This is a genomic window from Streptomyces sp. NPDC053750 (assembly GCF_044544295.1).
Classification (GTDB): Bacteria; Actinomycetota; Actinomycetes; order Streptomycetales; family Streptomycetaceae; genus Streptomyces.
This window is the reverse complement of the sequence record NZ_JBITXB010000009.1, coordinates 148,872-166,256: the sequence shown is the minus strand read 5'-3', so window position 1 is coordinate 166,256 and position 17,385 is coordinate 148,872. Positions and strand designations below refer to the sequence as shown.

Here is a 17,385-nt window from a genome sequence, read left to right as displayed (position 1 = left end):
ACGCCCGGGTGAGCATGGATGAGTATCCCGGTCAGCACCTCTGCCTCCCCCCACGTGCCGGGTCTTCGTCCTGTCCCAACCCGACGGATTGGTCCCAGGTGGCTACGTTCCTCTATCGACTCGGCCGACGCGCGTTCCGGCGCCGTGGCCTCGTCGCCCTGCTGTGGGTGGCCATACTCGTGGGCGCCGGCGTAGCCGCGTCCACGGCGCCCGCCCCGCCCGAAGACTCCTTCTCCATGCCCGGCACCGAGTCGCAGAAGGCGTTCGACCTGCTCGACGAGCGCTTCCCGGCCGCCAGTGCCGAGGGCGCCACGGCCCGCGTCGTGATCCGCGCCCCCGAGGGCGGGAAGATCTCCGACCCGGCCGGCAAGGCAAAGGTCGAAGAGCTCGTCACCGCGCTCGGCAACGGCCCACAGGTCGCCTCGGTGGACGACCCGTTCAAGGCGAACGCCGTCAGCGAGGACGGCACGACCGCGTACGCCTCGGTCACGTACAAGGTCAACGCCATGGAGCTGACCGACCAGGCCCGTGAGTCGCTCACCGCGGCCACCGACGAGGCGCGCAGCGACGGCTTCACCGTCGAGACCGGCGGCGACGCGGTCATGGCCGAGCAGGAGATGGGCGGCACCGCCGAGCTGATCGGCATCGGCGTCGCCGCGGTCGTCCTCCTGCTGACCTTCGGCTCACTCGTCGCGGCGGGCATGCCGCTGCTGTCGGCGATCATCGGTGTCGGCATCGGCATCTCCGCCATCGGGGCGCTCGGCAGCACCCTCGAGCTCTCCGCCACGACCTCCACGCTCGCGATGATGATCGGCCTCGCGGTCGCCATCGACTACGCCCTGTTCATCGTCTCCCGCTACCGCGCGGAGATCGCCGAGGGCCGCGCCCCCGAGGAGGCCGCGGGACGCGCGGTCGGCACCGCCGGCTCCGCCGTCGTCTTCGCCGGCCTCACCGTCATCGTGGCCCTGGCCGGCCTCGCGGTCGTCAACATCCCGATCCTCACCAAGATGGGTCTGGCCGCCGCCGCCACGGTCGGCATCGCCGTACTGATCGCGCTCACCATGACGCCCGCCCTGCTCGGCTTCGCCGGTAAGAAGGCGCTCAGCCGCAAGGACCGCAAGGCGGCCGCCGGGCAGCGGCCGGTGTCCACCAAGCCCAAGCTCGGCACCCGCTGGGCCCGCTTCGTGCTGCGCCGCCCGGTGACCGTGCTGCTCACCGCGGTGCTCGGCCTCGGTGTGGTCGCCGTGCCGGCCACCAGCCTGGAACTCGGCCTGCCGGACGAGGGCAGCTCGGCGCCCGACACCACCCAGCGCAAGGCCTACGACATGCTGTCCGAGTCCTTCGGCGCCGGATTCAACGGCCCGCTGATGGTCACCGTCGACACGCGGGGCGCGGACGACGCGAAGGCCGCCGCCGAGGCCGTCGGCGAGAAGATCACCGGCCTGGGCGAGGCCGCGGCCGTCACCCCGGCGAACTTCAACCAGGAGGGCGACACCGCCGTCCTCACGGTGGTGCCCAAGACCGGTCCGAGCGACGCCGCCACCGAGTCGCTGGTGCGGGACATCCGCTCGCTGTCCGGCGACATCAAGTCGGACACGGGCGCGACCATGCTGGTCACCGGCGCGACCGCGATGACCATCGACTTCTCGCAGACCCTGGACGACGCGCTCATCCCGTACCTGGCCCTGGTCGTCGGCCTCGCCTTCCTGCTCCTGATGCTGGTCTTCCGCTCGATCCTCGTCCCGCTGAAGGCGGCCCTCGGCTTCCTGCTCTCGGTGGCCGCGGCGCTCGGCGCGGTGGTCGCGGTCTTCCAGTGGGGCTGGCTCGCGGACGTCTTCGGCGTGGACCAGCCGGGCCCGATCATGTCGATGATGCCCATCTTCATGATCGGCGTGGTCTTCGGCCTGGCCATGGACTACGAGGTCTTCCTCGTGACGCGGATGCGCGAGGCCTACGTCCACGGTTCGTCCGCCGCCGACTCCGTCATCACGGGCTTCACCCACGGCGGCCGGGTGGTCGCGGCGGCCGCGATCATCATGATCAGCGTCTTCTCCGGCTTCATCATGGAGAACGACGACATGATCAAGATGATGGGCTTCGGCCTCGCGATCGCGGTGCTCTTCGACGCCTTCGTGGTCCGCATGGCCATCGTGCCCGCCGTGCTCGCCCTGCTCGGCACCAAGGCGTGGTGGCTGCCCAAGTGGCTGGACCGGGTCCTGCCGAACGTCGACGTCGAGGGCGAGAAGCTCCACAAGCAGCTCGGTGACACCACCGCGCCCCCGGAGCCCACGCGCGAGCCGGAGACGGCCGGAGTCTGACCGCACGCCGCTCCCCGTGCCCCGGTGGCCTGGACCCTCCAGGCCACCGGGGCCTTCGCCTACCGTGGGGCGTGCCCGGTCAGTGGTCGACGGGCGCCGAGTCCTCGGCGCCGGCCTCGCCCGCCGGTCGGAACTCCACGGCGACGACGCCGTCTACCTGCCGGCAGTGTTCCTCCAGCACCGGCACGGACACATCGGGCGGGAGGTGTCCGCTGAGCACGACATGCCCGTGGTTCACGTCCACCTGAACGGACGAGGGAGCCAGACCGAGGGACTGGACCAGGGCCTCCTCGATGATCTCGGTCCGGATCGCCCGGTCCGTGCGCAGGAAGACCCGCAGCAGGTCACCTCGGCTGACGACCCCGATCAGCCGTCCTCCCTCGTCGACGACCAGGAGCCGTTTGATCCCGTGCCGGGCCATCACACGGGCGGCGTCGACGACGCTCCAGCTCTCGCGCGCGCAGACCGCCGGTGAGGTCATCAGCCCCGCCGCGTCCGTCGCGGACGCCTTGGCTCCGGTCGGGCGGGACGCCTCCCCGGGTGTCGGGGACTCGTCGGTGTCCTGGCCCCACATCTTGTGCAGGAGGTCCGCCTCCGACACCACCCCCACGGGCCGGTCCTCCTCGTCCACGACGGGCACCGCGGTGATGTCGTACTCCTGCAGCAGGTGGGCGATCTCCTTGAACGGTGTGCCGCGCTGGACGCGGACCACGGCGTCGCTCATCAGGTCGCACACCTTCTGGTGCTTCATCGACGCTCTTCTCCTCAGCTGCCGGCCTGTGCCCACCGGCGTCCGTCGTTCTTGCCATGTGAAACGATCCGTCGGCCGCAGGAGTGCCGCACGCCGGCCCGGGCCCGTCACGCACCCGGACTGATCAGGAGCAGGGCGATGTCGTCACCGGGAGTGGGCGCGTGCCGGATGAGCGTGTCGGCCATGGCGTCGAGGTCGGCGGGATCGCCGTGTCCCAGGAGCCCGGCGAGGGCCGCGATGGCGTCGTCCAGGTCGACCCCGGGGGCCTCGACCAGTCCGTCGGTGTAGAGGGCGAGCACGCTGCCGGGCGGCAGGCCGAACTCCAGCGCGGGGTAGGGCGTGTCCGGCTCGATGCCGAGCAGCAGGCCGGGCGGTACCTCGAGGTGTTCCGTGGTGCCGTCGGGATGGCGCAGCAGGGGCGGCGGGTGACCGGCGGCTGCCACGCACGCGCGGTGCGTGGCGAGGTCCAGGTGGACGTAGACACAGCTGGTGAACAGGCCGGGGTCGAGGTCGGTGAGCAGGCGGTTGGTGCGGGCCAGGACGTCGCCGGGCGGAGCGCCCACGGTGGCGTGGGCGTGGACGGCGGTGCGGACCTGCCCCATGAGGGCCGCCGCGTCCACGTTGTGGCCCTGGACGTCTCCGATGGTGGCGCCGGCCGTGTGCGCGTCGAAGCGGATGAGGTCGTAGAAATCACCGCCCACGCCCAGCCCGCGGGCCGCCGGAAGGTACCGTGCGGCGACCTTCAGGCCGGGGATGTCGGGGAGGGTGTGCGGCAGCAGGGCGGACTGCAGACGGTGGGCGAGGTGGTACTTGGCGTCGTAGAGACGGGCGCGGTCCAGGGCCTGGCCGACCAGGCCGGCCAGTGAGGTGAGCGCGGCGCGTTCACCGGGGGGGAAGGTGTGGGGCTTTGCGTAGGCGAGGAGGAGGGAACCGATGGGGCGCCGGGACGCGATGAGCGGCAGGATCGCCCACGCGGCCATCCCGTCCTCGTGCACGGTGGCCGGGTAGTCGCGTTCGAGTTCGGCGAAGCTCGCGAAGAACCCCGGATCGCCCGTGGTCAGCACGTGGACGCCGGGGATGTCCGAGCTCAGGGGGACGCCGTCGAAGCGTTTCATCACTTCGGTGCGGTATCCGCGGTACCCGAGGATCCTCAGCCGGCCGTCCTCGGCGGTCATCAGCACCATGGCCTGCGCGCCCAGAGCGGGGAGCAGCTGGTCGGCGGTCTGCTCCACCACGTCCTGCACACCGACGGCCTCGGTCAGGGTGGATGCCAGATGCATCAGGTGGTAGAGGACGGTGGCACGGCTGGGACCGGCGGGCGGTGCGGACCGCGCGGCGGATGCACCCTCGGCGGGGTCGGCGCGCGTGATGCGGACGCTGATGCCGGAGGGGTCCGGGTACAGCTCGAAGGCCAGCCACGTCTGCGGCGGGCGCAGGACGGTGAAGGCCTCCGGCCGACGGCTGACCAGCGCGGCCCGGTAGCGGTCCTCGACCTGGGGGACGTCCATCCACGGCAGCGCCTCCCAGGGCAGGGCGCCCACCAGGTCGGAGGGATCGGCACCGACGAGGTCGGCCGCCGCCGGGGTGATGAAGGTGATGCGGCCGCTCATGTCGAGCGCGCAGGACCCGCCGGGGAGGCGGTCGATGAAGGCCGAGAGCGCCGCCGCCTCGGTGGGGGAGGGGGTCCGCGCGGGCGGTGGCCGCAGGCTGCGGGGTCGCTCCACGGGCAGCAGCGGGGCACCACGGTCCTCCGCCTGCCGCAACAGGCGGCCCAGGCGGCGGCACCCCGCCTCGACGACATGGCGCCGATCGGGGTCGAGTGGCGCGGTGGCGGCCCCGGCCCACAGCAGCACCAGCCCACCCACGACGGCGGAGCCCGCCGCGACCGGGGCGGCCGACAGCGAGAAGTCGTACGGCAGTACGAGCGCCGCCCGGGGGTAGTGGCGCGCCAAGTCCTCCTGGCCACCGATCCACACCAGGCGCCGCTCGCGCACGGCGTCCGCCACCGGCATCGGGTCGGTCAGCGCGACACGTCGCCAGGGAGCGGCGATCTCCTGGGGGACCCCGGCCACCATCACCAGCCACAGGGCGTCCTCGCTGGGCGGCCGCACGTAGAGCAGCCCTCCGTAGGCACCGCTCTCCCGCACCACGGCGGCCATCGCGGTGTCCATCACGCGGATTCCGGCAGGGCTGCGCGACTCCAGCCATACCGAACATCACCCATACGAGGACACTACGCCCGTCCTGTCGGGACGGCATGCGAAGGCGGCCGGTGGTGCGGGGTGGCGCCTGGCGGTGCGGGGTGGTGCCTGGTGGTGTCGACACCAGGTGCGGCACACACTCCCGCCCCTCCCCGGTCACCGCCAGGATGGCGGCCATGACGCAGCGCACCACACTGATCACCGGCGCCACCCAGGGCATGGGCCGCGCCCTGGCCCTCGACCTGGCCCCACGCGGCGGCACCGTCCTGCTGCACGGCAGGAACCGCGCACGGCTCGACGCCGTCGCCGCCGAAGCCCGGGCCGCGGCCCCCGGCACCACGATCCGGACCTACCTCGCCGACCTGTCGGACCTGGACCAGGTGCACGCGATGGCCGACCGGATCCGCGCGACGGAACCGCACCTTGACGGTCTGATCAACAACGCGGTGGCGGGCGGCGGCGCCGAACCCCTCACCCGTGAACTGAGCCGCCAGGGCCATGAACTCCGCTTCGCCGTGAACCACCTCGCCCCCTATGCCCTCACCCGCGACCTGCTGCCGCTGCTCACCGCCTCGGCCCCCGCCCGAGTGATCAACGTCGCCTCGATCGGCCAGGAGGCCGTCGACTTCGACGACGTCATGCTGGAGCGGGACTACGAAGGCCTGCGCGCCTACTGCAGAAGCAAGCTGGCGATGATCATGGCAACGTTCGAACTGGCTGCCGAAATCCGAGGTGCCGGCGTCACGGTGAACACCCTTCACCCGGCCCACCTGATGGACACCGAAGGCGTCCGTGCCTACGGACTCACCCCGGTCACCGGCACGGACGAGGGCGTCCGGCCGACCGTGCGCCTGCTCCTCGACCCGGAACTGGCCACCACCACGGGGCGCTACTTCGACCGGTTCACGGACGTGCGTGCCCATGAGCAGGCGTACGACACCGAGGCCCGTGAACGTCTGATGACGCTGACGCACGACCTGCTCGGCCGGTCCGTGCGCTGATCAGGGCCCGGGGGGACTCCTCCACCAGACGAACACCTCGGTGCCGGGCAGGCGTTCGGAGAACCGCCCGGACGGCGAGGCCCGCGCGAGCAGCCGGCGCAGGTCCGCCTCGAAGGCGTCGCGGCGCGCGCCGAACAGGTGTGGAGCCGCGTACGACAGGGAGAACACCCAGGCGACGACGTCGTCGTACGTGCGCTCCAGTGCCTGCCCTCCGGGAACGACATGGCGATGCGGCCCGTGGAACCCCGCCCGGGCGAAGATCGCGGCCTCGCCGCCGGGTGTCCCGTTCGGCAGCACCCCTCGGCCGGCCCGCCTGACGGGCCCCAGCCACTGCCTGACCAGGTCCTCGATCGCCGCGTAGGGCACGGCCGGATACGGCAGGCCCTCGACGGTCCGGGGCTCCGTCTTCACGTCCGAGACGTGCACCAGGGCCCCGTCCGGCCGCAGCATGTCCCTGATGGTCGCCGCCACCCGGTCGCGGTCCATCCAGTGGAAGGACTGGCCGAAGGTCGCGACGGTGAACGTGCCCAGCCCGGCGGGCAGTTCCTCGGCCCGCGCCCGCACCCACCGCGCCTTGTCGGCCACCCCGCACCCGGCGGCCTCGCGAGCGGCTTCGGCGATCATCCCGCCGTCCGGGTCCACCCCGACGACCTCGCCGAACAACGGGGCCAGGCTCAGGGCGAGGGTGCCCGGCCCGCAGCCCACGTCGATCAGACGCCCTCGCCCGTCGAGGCGCAGAACACCGGCGAGCAGGTCCGCCAGCCCGGGGGCGTACGGAAGCCTCCCGCGCCGGTAGTGGGTGGCGGTACCCGCGAACAACAGGTCGTCCCACTCCCAGTCGGCCCCCATGTCCACCCACCACCTCCACGAAGCACCTTCTTGACCGCCGATGATCCCACGGCCGCACGCCCGCACGGCTCGTCGGCTGCACGGCTCCTCGATGCCTCCGACCCGGCCCGCGTGCTGCCGTTGCGCCCGCCTTGCGCCCTACCCCGCGACCACGCTGCGCCGCACGCTCGCAACCATGGGGGACACACATGAGCCGAACCTCCTCCCGGTGCCCGGCCCCGACAGCCACCGGCAGCCTCCCGTCGACACCCCGCGCCCCTGGGAGAGTGCCGACCGGGGACAAGCCGCCCGGGACGGCGCGACCGGGCCCGAACCGCCGGCCCCGCCGATCTGCCCGCACTGCGGACTGGCCGGCGAACGCCGCCTCACCTACACCGGTCAGCACGTCCTGCTCGAGCCCCGGCTCACCGTCCCCGCCCACCTCGTCCCCGGCGGACACCGCTGGCACATCGACCCCGGCGGGCAGGCCTGGAACGGAGGGCTGGACGAACCCACGCCCGGCACCACCTGCCGCGTCCCCCACCAACTCGCCTGCCCGGGCCTCACCTTGGACGAGATCAAGCCGTGGCGATGGCTGGACGAGGTGCGCGTGGACAACGCTCGCCGGGCGCGGCGCCAGGCCGATGCGGACGGCTGCCCGGGGGTGCTGCCCGACGCGGGATGATATTCGGTGGGGCGCGGGCATGCCGCCGTGTCACAATCCGGCGCATGCCAGTTCGCTTCCCGCGCCCCCTGCGTCCCGGTGACCGTGTCGGTGTCACCTCACCGTCGAGCGGAGTGCCCAAGGAGCTGCGGGCCCGGCTCGACGTCGCCGTCCGTGACGTGCGCGCCCGTGGCTACGACGTCGTGGCCGGACGGTGCATGGACGGCTCCGGGCATGTGAGCGCGTCGGCCGCGGACCGTGCGACCGAGCTGATGTCCCTGCTGACCGACCCCACCGTCAGAGCCGTCGTGCCGCCCTGGGGAGGCGAGACCGCGATCGACCTGATACCCCTGCTCGACTGGGAGCGGCTGCGGCAGGCGGAACCGACCTGGGTCGTCGGCTACTCGGACATGTCGACCCTGATGACCCCGCTGACCCTGCTCACCGGCACGGCCACCCTCCACGGCAACAACCTCATGGACACGCCCTACCGGACGGCCGAAGGACTGCTGTCCTGGTTCGACATCGTCGCCGCGCCCCCGGGCCACCGCTTCACCCAGACACCACCCGGTCGCCACCGGACCACGGGCTTCGACGACTTCGCCGCCTTCCCCGGAATACGGGACTACACGCTGGACGCGACCGGCGGCTGGACCCGCCTCGACGGCAGCGGTGACGTGGAGGCCGAGGGCAGACTGATCGGCGGCTGCATCGAGACGCTGTGCAACCTCACGGGAACCGGCTACCTCGACGTGCCGGCCTTCGCACGCGAGCTGGCCCCGGACGGGCTCCTCGTCTACGTCGAGGCGTGCGGCGACGACGCCTACACCATCTGCCGGAACCTGCACGGCATGCGGCTCGCCGGCTTCTTCGACCGGGCGAACGCGGTCCTCGTCGGCCGGACCGGCGCACCGGACAACAGCTCCCTCAGCCAGCACGAGGCGGTCCTGGACGCACTCGGTGTCCTGAACGTGCCGATCATCGCCGACGTGGAGTGCGGCCATGTCCCGCCCTACATGCCGATCGTGAACGGAGCGCACGGCCGCGTCGTCCACGCGTCGGGGCGGAGCGCGCTGACGCAGACCCTGTCCTGAGGGCCGGGCGGCCGGTTCAGGGGTGGCTGGTCAGGTAGCCGCCCATGGAGGTGAAGTACTCCGCCGCGGGCAACTCCCGGCCGTCCTCGGTCCGTAGGCGGGTGAGGGCCAGCCCGTGGTTGCGGCCCGTGCGCGCGTCGGCCCCTGCGACGATCACCACACCGTCGCCCTCACGGTAGAAGACGCGTCCGGGCGTACCGCCGTACCGGCCCCGGGACACCACGGCGGCCAGGACCTCCAGTCGTCGGCCCCTGTGGAAGGTGAAGGCGCTGGGGTACGGCTCGGACTGGGCGCGGACCAGGCGCTCCAGGTCCTCGGCCGGCCAGCTCCAGTCGATGCGGATGTCCTCGGCGGACCGCTTGTGGAAGAAGCTCGCCCGGGACCGGTCCTGCGGGGTGAACTCCGTCTGCCCGGCGGCGATGAGGCCGAGCGCGCCGACGGTGACCGGGGCGATGAGGTCGACGGTCTTGTGGAAGAGGTCCGTGGCGGTGTCCGTCGGACCGACCGGCACGGCCTCCTGACGGACGATGTCGCCGGCGTCGAGCTCGTCGTTCATCATGTGCGCGGTGACGCCCACTTCGGACTCGCCGTTGATCAGGGCCCAGATCAGCGGGGAGAAACCGGCGTACTTCGGCAGCAGTGAGTCGTGCACGTTGAGCGTGCCGTGGCGGGGAAGGCCGAAGATGCGCGGGGGGATCCACGTACGCCAGTTGTTGGCCACGATGATGTCCGGATCGGCGTCCTTGAGGCGCTGGAACAGCTCGTCGTCGTCGGGGCGGTTGCGGATCAGCACCGGGACGCCGTGCTCCTCGGCGAGGTCGGCGACGGAGTCGCTCCAGATCTTCTCGTACGCGTGCTCGCTCTTGGGATGCGTCACGACCAGGACCACGTCGTGCTCGGAGTCCAGGAGGGCCTGAAGGGTGCGGTGCCCCCAGGTCTGGTAGCCGAACATGACGACCCGCATGGGGTTCCTCCTCGGGCAGGGGGCAGACCGAGTCAGTAAAGCAAGGCTTACCTTAGTACGCAATGCCCCGTTCGCCCTATCGACGACCTCATCTCCTTAGCTTAGCCTCACCTAAGTTCCAGCAAGCTGTCCCACACGATGGGAGTGACATGTCACAGGTTCTTCCTGATGACGCAACGCTGGTCCACGACCTCATCGGTATCGGTTTCGGACCGTCCAATGTGGCCATGGCGATCGCGCTCAGCGAGCACAACGCCCGCGTCGGCGGGCCGGAGAACACACGCGCCGGCGGGCAGGAGACGGTCACCGCCCACTTCTTCGAGCAGCAGCCGCGCTTCGGCTGGCACCGCGGCATGCTGATCGACGACGCGACCATGCAGGTCTCCTTCCTCAAGGACCTGGTCACGCTCCGGAACCCGGCCAGCGAGTTCAGCTTCCTGTGCTACCTGAAGAGCAGGGGACGGCTGATCGACTTCATCAACCACAAGAACCTCTTCCCGCTGCGGGTGGAGTTCCACGACTACTTCGAGTGGGCCGCGGCCCAGGTCGACGGCATGGTCTCCTACGGTCATGAGGTCGTCGGCGTCGCGCCCGTCCTGCGCGAGGGAACCGTCGAGCACCTGGAAGTGACGGTCCGTTCGGGGGAGGGGCTGGAGGTCCACCGGGCCCGCAACCTCGTCATCGGCACCGGGCTGCGGCCGCTCGTGCCGGAGGGTGTCGAGCGAGGCGAACGCGTCTGGCACAACTCCGAACTGCTGGCGAGGGTCGACGCGTTGGAGGGCCCCGCGCCGTCCCGGTTCGTCGTCGTCGGCGCCGGGCAGAGCGCCGCCGAGAACGTCGCCTACCTGCACCGCCGCTTTCCCGAGGCAGAGGTGTGCGCGGTCTTCGCGCGCTACGGATACAGTCCCGCCGACGACAGCGCCTTCGCCAACCGGATCTTCGATCCCGCGGCGGTCGACGAGTACTTCGCCGCGCCCGGCCACGTCAAGCGCCGGCTGATGGACTACCACGGCAACACCAACTACTCCGTGGTGGACATCGACCTGATCGACGACCTGTACCGGCAGATGTACCGGGAGAAGGTCCTCGGCACCGAGCGGCTGCGCTTCCTCAACGTCTCCCGGCTCACCGACGTCAAGGCGACGCCGGACCGGGTCCGCACCACGGTCACGTCCCTCGTCACCGGTGAGGAGACGGTCCTGGACGCGGACGTCGTGGTCTTCGCCACCGGCTACCGCCCGGCCGACCCCCTCGGCCTGCTCGGTGAGGTCGCCGACCGCTGCCTTCGTGACGACGAGGGCCGGGTCCGCGTCGAGCGCGACTACCGCATCGAGACCGACCCCGACCTGCGCTGCGGCATCTATCTGCAGGGCGGCACGGAGCACACGCACGGCATCACGTCGTCCCTGTTGTCCAACACCGCCGTGAGGGTCGGCGAGATCCTGGACTCGCTCCTCGACCGGGGCCTCAAGTCCGCGTCCGACGAGGCCCGCACGGTTTCCGACGGAACCGGCAGTACCGCCCGCTAGTGTAAGTCGCCATGGCCACGACCGCAGTTGAGCGCCCAGCGCCGAGCAGCACCACTCAGGCCCGACGTCGTCGGGTTGTGGGGCTGTGCGTGCTGGTGGCCGTTCTCGTGACCGCGGCAGCGGCGTCGCTGGCCGTCGGTGCGCGCGCCCTGAGCCCGGGCGAGGTGTGGCACGGGCTGTTCGCGGCGCCGGACCCCGACCAGCGGCTGACCGAGATCAGGCTCATCGTGCGGACCGTGCGGGTGCCCCGGACGGTCCTCGCGATCGTGGGGGGCGTCGCCCTCGGGGTCGGCGGGGCACTGATCCAGGGGTACACGCGCAACCCGATCGCCGACACGGGCCTGCTCGGGGTGAACTCCGGCGCCTCCTTCGCCATGGTGTCGGGGATCGCCCTGTTCGGGTTCGCCGACCCGATCCAGTACGTCTGGTTCGCCTTCCTGGGGGCGGCCCTCGCGGGTGTCGTGGTGTTCGGGCTGGCGAGTATCGGCCGCGGGGCCGGCAATCCGTTGACGCTCGCACTGGCGGGGCAAGGGGTCACCGTGTTCCTCGCGGCGATGACCACGGCGGTCTCGCTGACGGACCAGGCGTCGATGGACGCGCTGCGGTTCTGGAACGCGGGCTCCGTGGCCGGGGTCGGCTTCGACGTCACCGGGCCGGTGACCGTGTTCGTAGCCGTCGGGCTGGTGCTGGCCCTCACCACGCTGCCCTCCGTCAACCTGCTCAACCTGGGTGACGACGTGGCGCGGGGGCTGGGCGTGAACATCGCGCTCAGCCGGACCGTCGGCGTCGTCGCCATCACCCTGCTGGCGGGCGCGGCGACGGCGGCGTGCGGTCCCATCGCGTTCCTCGGGCTCATGGTGGCCCATGTGGCCCGGTACCTCGCCGGCCCGGACTACCGCTGGCTGGTGCCGTACGCGGGTCTGCTCGGAGCGGTCGTGCTGCTGGTCTGCGACATCGTGGGGCGTGTGGTGGTGCGGCCGGGCGAGTTGGACGCCGGTGTCGTGGTCGCACTCCTCGGCGCCCCGTTCTTCGCGGCTCTGGTGTGGCTCGGAAAGTTCAAGAACGCATGAACGGGGCCGACATGAAGCCGGGCAGAGCCGACCTGACGCGGGACGGAGCCGGCACGAAGCCGGGCAGGGCAGCGGCGAAGCCGTCGGTGGCGCCGGGTGTGCGGCTGGGACGCGTGTCGTTCGTCTGGCGGCCCTGGCTCGTGTGTGTCACGCTGCTGCTCGCGGCGGCGGCCTTCCTGCTGTTCTGCCTCTCGATCGGCGTCGGGGACTTCCCGATCGGCCTGCCCCGCGTGGTCGCCACGATCCTCGGCCGGGGCGAACGCGTCGACGAGTTCGTGATCATGGACCTGCGGATGCCGCGTGCGCTCGCGGGGCTCGTGGTGGGCATCGCGCTCGGGGTGTCCGGGGCGATCACGCAGTCCGTCGCACGCAATCCGCTGGCCAGTCCGGACATTCTGGGGATCACCGGCGGCGCCGGTGCGGTCGCCGTGTTCCTGGTGACGGTGTCCGGCGGGGCCGCCGCGGCCGTCGTGAACACCGTGGGTCTGTCCGCGGCCGCACTCCTGGGCGGTCTCGGCACCGGACTGCTGGTGTACTTCCTGGCCTGGCAGCGCGGCATCGACGGCTTCCGGCTCATCCTCATCGGCATCTCGGTGAGCGCGGTGATGCAGGCGATCACGACCTGGCTCCTGGTCAGGGCGGACATCAGGGACGTGGCCCGGGCACAGGCCTGGTTGGTCGGCTCCCTGGACAACCGCTCGTGGGACGAGGTCGGACTGGCGCTCTGGTGCACACTCGTCCTCCTGGTCGTCGTGGCGTGCGTCGCGTTCCAGTTCAAGCCGATGCACTTCGGCGACGAGATCGCCGCGGGTCTGGGCGTCCGGTACGCGAGGGTGCGGGCGGTCCTGCTCCTGTGCGCGGTCCTGTTGGCGGGCGTGGCGGTGAGCGCGGCGGGTCCGGTCCCGTTCGTCGCGCTGGTGGCGCCGCAGGTGGCGATGCGTCTGGCCCGGTGCCCGACGCCTCCGCTGCCGGCCTCCGGCCTGGTGGGGGCGTTGCTGCTGATCGGCGCGGACCTGGTCGCGCGCACGGCACTGCCGGTCTCGCTCCCGGTCGGCGTGGTCACCGCCGCGATCGGCGGTCCCTTCCTCGTCTATCTGCTGGTGCGGGCGAACCGCAGATAGCTGGTACAAAAGTAAGGCATGCCTAAACGAGGGGGGCCTTGTGGTCGTTCAGTCCATCACCGGCATGGAGACCGGAGTTGACGGCGCCTCACGGCTGGCGGCCCGGGGTGTCACGGTCGGGTACGGCGCCCGGACCGTCATCGACGATCTCGACGTGGCGATCCCGCCCGGGTTGATCACCACGATCATCGGCCCCAACGGCTGCGGGAAGTCGACCCTGCTGCGGACGCTGTCGCGGCTGCTCAAGCCGGCCAAGGGGACGGTCGTGCTGGACGGCGAGGACATCGGCCGGCTCAGGACCCGGGACGTGGCCAAGAAGCTCGGTCTGCTGCCCCAGGCGCCGGTCGCGCCGGAAGGACTGACGGTGTCCGACCTGGTCGCCAGGGGCCGCCATCCGCACCAGAGCTGGCTGCGGCAGTGGTCGTCGGACGACGCCGCCGTCGTGGAGCGCGCGCTGGCCATGACCGGGGTGTCCGACCTCGCCGACCGCCCGGTCGACGCGCTGTCCGGCGGCCAGCGGCAGCGCGTCTGGATCTCGATGACCCTCGCCCAGGGCACCGACCTGCTGCTGCTGGACGAACCGACCACGTACCTGGACCTGGCGCACGCGATCGACGTGCTCGACCTGGTGGACGACCTGCACGAGTCGGGGTGCACCGTGGTCATGGTGCTGCACGACCTCAACCTGGCCACGCGCTACAGCGACAACCTCGTGGTGATGAGGGACGGGAGGGTCCTGGCCCAGGGCCACCCGCGTGACGTGATCACCGCCGAGTTGCTGGACGAGGCGTTCGGACTGCGTGCCGAGGTGATCGAGGATCCGGTGGGCCGACGACCGCTCATCGTGCCGATCGGTCGCACTCACGTTCAACTCGACTGATCCCGCCGGGCGTTGAGATGATTAGGCTAGGCTAACCTCATTCGTCCGCGGTAGGGTTTGCTGCCCTGACAAGGGGGCGCAGTGGACAGTGCGAAAGCAAGGGATGCCCGGATGCTCCTCCTCAGCACCACGCGTACGAAGACCCGGCGGCGACTGGCGGCGGCACTGTCCGCCGCGGCACTCGGCGTCGGCCTCCTCGCAGGATGCGGTTCCGACTCCGACTCCGACTCGGCGGACAAGGCGGGCGACGGCAGCCCGGCCGCGGACGCCGGCGCGTTCCCCGTCACCGTGGAGCACGCGTTCGGCACCACGAAGGTCGCCGAGGCTCCCCAGCGGGTCGTCTCCGTGGGCTACACCGACGACCAGACCGTCCTGGCGTTCGGCATCAAGCCGGTCGGCATGGTCGACCAGTACCCGAACCCGGCGGGCAAGACCCCCGACATCAACACCCAGTGGCCCTGGGTGAAGGACAAGTGGGGCGACGCCCGGCCCGAGGTCGTCATGAAGAACGGTGACTCCGGTCCCAACTACGAGAAGATCGCCGCCCTGCGCCCCGACCTGATCATCGCGGTCTACTCCGAGATCGACCAGGCCGCCTACGACAAGCTCTCCAAGATCGCGCCGACGGTGGGCCGGACCAAGGCCGAGAAGGAGCCCTTCAGCGCCCCCTGGCAGGACAACGCGCTCCACATCGCCAAGGCGCTCGGCAAGGCCGAGGAGGGCGAGAAGATGGTGGCGGACGTCCAGGGCAAGCTCGACGCCGCCAAGAAGGCGCACCCCGAGTTCGGCGGCCAGAGGGCCGTCGCGTTGTCCTGGTACAAGGACTCGGTCGCGCCGTTCACCTCCACCGACGTACGCGGACGGCTGGTGACCGGCATCGGGTTCACGTACCAGACGGAGATCGACAAGATCGCGGACGGCAACTTCTACACCACGCTCTCGCCGGAGCGCGTCGACCTGGTCGACGTCGACCGCATCTTCGTCATCAACGACAAGGCGGACCAGGACGCGCTGAAGAAGTTCAAGCTGTTCACCAACCTGGACGCCGTGAAGAACGGCAAAGTGTCGTACCTGCTGGACAGCGAGGGCCCGGCGGTCGGCGCGGCCATCTCCCAGGGCACCCTGCTCTCCATGCCGTACGCGGTCGACGAGCTCGTCAAGTCGGTCGGGCAGGGGTGAGCGGCACCGCCACACGCGTCGCCCCGGCGACCCTGCGTACGGCGAGCGGGGGCGAGGCCACCCGATGGGTCGCGGCGCACTGCCGTGAGGTGCCCTGGCTGACGGCCGCCACCGCGCTCACCACGGTGGCCGGGGCGGCGCTCCAGGTGGTGCCGGTGCTCCTGCTCGGCCGGGTGGTCGACGCGGTGGTCGGGGGCGAGTCGCGCTCGGTCCTGGTCACCATCGGTGCCCTGATGGTGGCCGCCGCGCTGCTCGGCGCGGCGGCCACCGCGGCGTCGGCCTATCTGATCGGACGGCTCGGCGCGGATCTGCTCGCGCGACTGCGGGAAGACGCCGTCCGGGCGGTGCTCGGGATGCCGAGCGCGCGCGTCGAGCAGGTCGGCCGGGGGGACGTGCTGTCCCGGGTCGGTGACGACGTGGCGGTGCTGTCCAAGGGCATCCGGAACGCCGTGCCCACCGTGTTCTCGGCGGGCGTGCTGGTCGCCATCGCCACGGTCGGCATGTTCGGGCTGGACTGGCGGCTCGGTCTGGCGGGCGCCGGCGCGCTGCCCGCGTACGCGCTGGCCCTGCGCTGGTACCTGCCCCGCTCCGCCCCGCTCTACCAGCGGCAGCGGGTGGCCCAGGCCGACCGCGCACAGGCGCTGATCAGCGGTCTGAACGGCATCGACACGGTCCGGGCGTACCGCCTCGAGGACGCCTTCCGCGAGAAGGTCACCCGGGAGTCGTGGCGGGTGCGCGACCTCGGCATCGAGGTGTTCCGGTTCTTCGGCCGGTTCGTCGGCCGGGAGAACCGCGCCGAGTTCATCGGACTGACCCTGATCATCGTGGTGGGGTACGCCCTGCTGGAGGCCGACGCCGCCAGCCTGGGCGAGGTGTCGGCGGCGCCGCTGCTGTTCCACCGGCTGTTCACCCCGCTGGGCGCCATCATGTTCACCTTCGACGAGGCGCAGAAGTCGGGCGCCAGCCTGACCCGGCTGGTCGGGGTGCTGGGGGAGGACGCGGCGGACCGGCTGGTGGGCGACACGTCCGTCGCGCCGGCGGACGCGGTGGCGTACCCGGTGACGGTGGAGAGGCTGACGTTCCGCTATCCCGGCACCGAGGAGCCGGTCCTCAGGGACGTCGACCTGACGATCCCGGCCGGCGGTTCGCTCGCCCTGGTGGGGGCGACGGGTGCCGGCAAGACGACCCTGGCCGCGCTGGTCGCGGGCATCGGGACCCCGCAGTCCGGTTCGGTGCGCATCGGGCCGACCGATCTCGCCACGGTGGACGAGGCCGGCGCGCGGGCCCTGGTGAGCATCCTGACGCAGGAGACGCACGTGTTCTCCGGTCCGCTCGCCGACGACCTGCGGCTGGCCGCGCCGGAAGCGACCGACGCCGAGCTCCTGGACGCGCTGCGCACGGTCGGCGCCGGCGGCTGGGTCGACGGACTGCCGGAAGGGCTCGACACCATGGTGGGTGAGGGCGGTGAACGCCTCGACGTCACCAAGGTCGCCCAGATCGCCCTGACGCGGCTGGTGCTGGGCCGCGCTCCCGTGGTGGTGCTCGACGAGTCGACCGCCGAGGCGGGCAGCGAGGGCGCCGCCGAGCTGGAGCGGGCCGTGCTGGCCGCGTGCGCGGGCCGGACCACGTTGTTCGTGGCGCACCGCCTCACCCAGGCGATGGCGGCGGACCGGATCGCCGTGCTGGACGCGGGGCGCGTGGTGGAACAGGGAACGCACGCGGAGCTGGTGGCGCTGGGCGGGCGGTACGCGCGACTGTGGCGAGCCTGGCGAGAGGGTAGTTAGG

Annotated in this window: 14 protein-coding genes; 10 read left to right on the top strand and 4 right to left on the bottom strand. The window is 71.6% G+C overall.

Annotated elements, in window-relative coordinates:
- The first annotated feature begins 98 nt into the window (after positions 1 to 98).
- Entirely contained in the window at positions 99 to 2,318 is a 2,220-nt protein-coding gene (locus ACIGO6_RS25175) for an MMPL family transporter (RefSeq protein WP_399879733.1), read from the top strand.
- Positions 2,319 to 2,397: 79 nt separating this feature from the next.
- Here the strand turns inward: ACIGO6_RS25175 and ACIGO6_RS25170 are convergent, their stop codons facing one another.
- Together ACIGO6_RS25170 and ACIGO6_RS25165 are read right to left on the bottom strand one after the other, a co-directional pair.
- Positions 2,398 to 3,069, bottom strand: coding sequence for a CBS domain-containing protein (locus tag ACIGO6_RS25170; protein ID WP_399879731.1), 672 nt, complete (start codon positions 3,067 to 3,069; stop codon positions 2,398 to 2,400).
- Positions 3,070 to 3,176: 107 nt separating this feature from the next.
- The gene (locus ACIGO6_RS25165) at positions 3,177 to 5,240 is read right to left on the bottom strand and encodes a SpoIIE family protein phosphatase (protein ID WP_399879729.1); all 2,064 of its coding nucleotides are present in this window, start codon (positions 5,238 to 5,240) and stop codon (positions 3,177 to 3,179) included.
- A 206-nt stretch (positions 5,241 to 5,446) separates the two neighbouring features.
- Between ACIGO6_RS25165 and ACIGO6_RS25160 the strand changes: the two genes are divergently transcribed.
- Complete coding sequence (locus tag ACIGO6_RS25160) at positions 5,447 to 6,271, top strand: SDR family NAD(P)-dependent oxidoreductase (RefSeq protein ID WP_399879728.1); 825 nt, start codon at positions 5,447 to 5,449, stop codon at positions 6,269 to 6,271.
- On the opposite strand, the gene ACIGO6_RS25155 is transcribed toward ACIGO6_RS25160, so the two are convergent.
- A complete protein-coding gene (locus tag ACIGO6_RS25155) occupies positions 6,272 to 7,120 on the bottom strand; it encodes a class I SAM-dependent methyltransferase (RefSeq protein ID WP_399879727.1) in 849 nt (282 codons plus the stop codon).
- A 175-nt stretch (positions 7,121 to 7,295) separates the two neighbouring features.
- Between ACIGO6_RS25155 and ACIGO6_RS25150 the strand changes: the two genes are divergently transcribed.
- Together ACIGO6_RS25150 and ACIGO6_RS25145 are read left to right on the top strand one after the other, a co-directional pair.
- The gene (locus tag ACIGO6_RS25150) at positions 7,296 to 7,784 is read left to right on the top strand and encodes a DUF6083 domain-containing protein (protein ID WP_399879725.1); all 489 of its coding nucleotides are present in this window, start codon (positions 7,296 to 7,298) and stop codon (positions 7,782 to 7,784) included.
- Positions 7,785 to 7,828: 44 nt separating this feature from the next.
- The gene (locus ACIGO6_RS25145) at positions 7,829 to 8,857 is read left to right on the top strand and encodes a S66 peptidase family protein (protein ID WP_399879723.1); all 1,029 of its coding nucleotides are present in this window, start codon (positions 7,829 to 7,831) and stop codon (positions 8,855 to 8,857) included.
- A gap of 16 nt (positions 8,858 to 8,873) precedes the next feature.
- Here ACIGO6_RS25145 and ACIGO6_RS25140 read toward each other — a convergent pair whose 3' ends face one another.
- The gene (locus ACIGO6_RS25140; RefSeq protein WP_399879721.1) at positions 8,874 to 9,821 is read right to left on the bottom strand and encodes a methionyl-tRNA formyltransferase; all 948 of its coding nucleotides are present in this window, start codon (positions 9,819 to 9,821) and stop codon (positions 8,874 to 8,876) included.
- A gap of 149 nt (positions 9,822 to 9,970) precedes the next feature.
- Here ACIGO6_RS25140 and ACIGO6_RS25135 point away from each other — a divergent pair, with 149 nt between their 5' ends.
- The 6 genes from ACIGO6_RS25135 to ACIGO6_RS25110 all read left to right on the top strand — a co-directional run bounded on the left by ACIGO6_RS25135 (position 9,971) and on the right by ACIGO6_RS25110 (position 17,384).
- A complete protein-coding gene (locus tag ACIGO6_RS25135) occupies positions 9,971 to 11,350 on the top strand; it encodes a lysine N(6)-hydroxylase/L-ornithine N(5)-oxygenase family protein (protein WP_399879719.1) in 1,380 nt (459 codons plus the stop codon).
- Between the two features lie 11 nt (positions 11,351 to 11,361).
- The gene (locus tag ACIGO6_RS25130; RefSeq protein ID WP_399879717.1) at positions 11,362 to 12,420 is read left to right on the top strand and encodes a FecCD family ABC transporter permease; all 1,059 of its coding nucleotides are present in this window, start codon (positions 11,362 to 11,364) and stop codon (positions 12,418 to 12,420) included.
- On the top strand, positions 12,417 to 13,541 hold the full coding sequence (locus tag ACIGO6_RS25125; protein WP_399879715.1) for a FecCD family ABC transporter permease: 1,125 nt from the start codon (positions 12,417 to 12,419) through the stop codon (positions 13,539 to 13,541). Before ACIGO6_RS25130 ends, ACIGO6_RS25125 begins: the two co-directional genes overlap by 4 nt.
- 40 nt (positions 13,542 to 13,581) lie before the next feature.
- Positions 13,582 to 14,421 (top strand): ABC transporter ATP-binding protein, encoded by an 840-nt coding sequence (locus tag ACIGO6_RS25120; protein ID WP_399879713.1) that lies wholly within the window; start codon positions 13,582 to 13,584, stop codon positions 14,419 to 14,421.
- Between the two features lie 111 nt (positions 14,422 to 14,532).
- Positions 14,533 to 15,600, top strand: a complete 1,068-nt coding sequence (locus tag ACIGO6_RS25115; protein ID WP_399879711.1) for an iron-siderophore ABC transporter substrate-binding protein — start codon at positions 14,533 to 14,535, stop codon at positions 15,598 to 15,600.
- A complete protein-coding gene (locus tag ACIGO6_RS25110; protein ID WP_399879709.1) occupies positions 15,597 to 17,384 on the top strand; it encodes an ABC transporter ATP-binding protein in 1,788 nt (595 codons plus the stop codon). The genes ACIGO6_RS25115 and ACIGO6_RS25110 overlap by 4 nt, the downstream gene beginning before the upstream one ends.
- The last annotated feature ends 1 nt before the right edge of the window (position 17,385 follow it).

What these genes read in the sequence shown, in the direction of transcription:
- ACIGO6_RS25170 (WP_399879731.1), bottom strand. Translation starts at nt 3,069, where the DNA reads ATGAAGCACCAGAAGGTGTGCGACCTGATGAGCGACGCCGTGGTCCGC.
- ACIGO6_RS25165 (WP_399879729.1), bottom strand. Translation starts at nt 5,240, where the DNA reads ATGGACACCGCGATGGCCGCCGTGGTGCGGGAGAGCGGTGCCTACGGA.
- ACIGO6_RS25160 (WP_399879728.1), top strand. Translation starts at nt 5,447, where the DNA reads ATGACGCAGCGCACCACACTGATCACCGGCGCCACCCAGGGCATGGGC.
- ACIGO6_RS25155 (WP_399879727.1), bottom strand. Translation starts at nt 7,120, where the DNA reads ATGGGGGCCGACTGGGAGTGGGACGACCTGTTGTTCGCGGGTACCGCC.
- ACIGO6_RS25150 (WP_399879725.1), top strand. Translation starts at nt 7,296, where the DNA reads ATGGGGGACACACATGAGCCGAACCTCCTCCCGGTGCCCGGCCCCGAC.
- ACIGO6_RS25145 (WP_399879723.1), top strand. Translation starts at nt 7,829, where the DNA reads ATGCCAGTTCGCTTCCCGCGCCCCCTGCGTCCCGGTGACCGTGTCGGT.
- ACIGO6_RS25140 (WP_399879721.1), bottom strand. Translation starts at nt 9,821, where the DNA reads ATGCGGGTCGTCATGTTCGGCTACCAGACCTGGGGGCACCGCACCCTT.
- ACIGO6_RS25135 (WP_399879719.1), top strand. Translation starts at nt 9,971, where the DNA reads ATGTCACAGGTTCTTCCTGATGACGCAACGCTGGTCCACGACCTCATC.
- ACIGO6_RS25130 (WP_399879717.1), top strand. Translation starts at nt 11,362, where the DNA reads ATGGCCACGACCGCAGTTGAGCGCCCAGCGCCGAGCAGCACCACTCAG.
- ACIGO6_RS25125 (WP_399879715.1), top strand. Translation starts at nt 12,417, where the DNA reads ATGAACGGGGCCGACATGAAGCCGGGCAGAGCCGACCTGACGCGGGAC.
- ACIGO6_RS25115 (WP_399879711.1), top strand. Translation starts at nt 14,533, where the DNA reads ATGCTCCTCCTCAGCACCACGCGTACGAAGACCCGGCGGCGACTGGCG.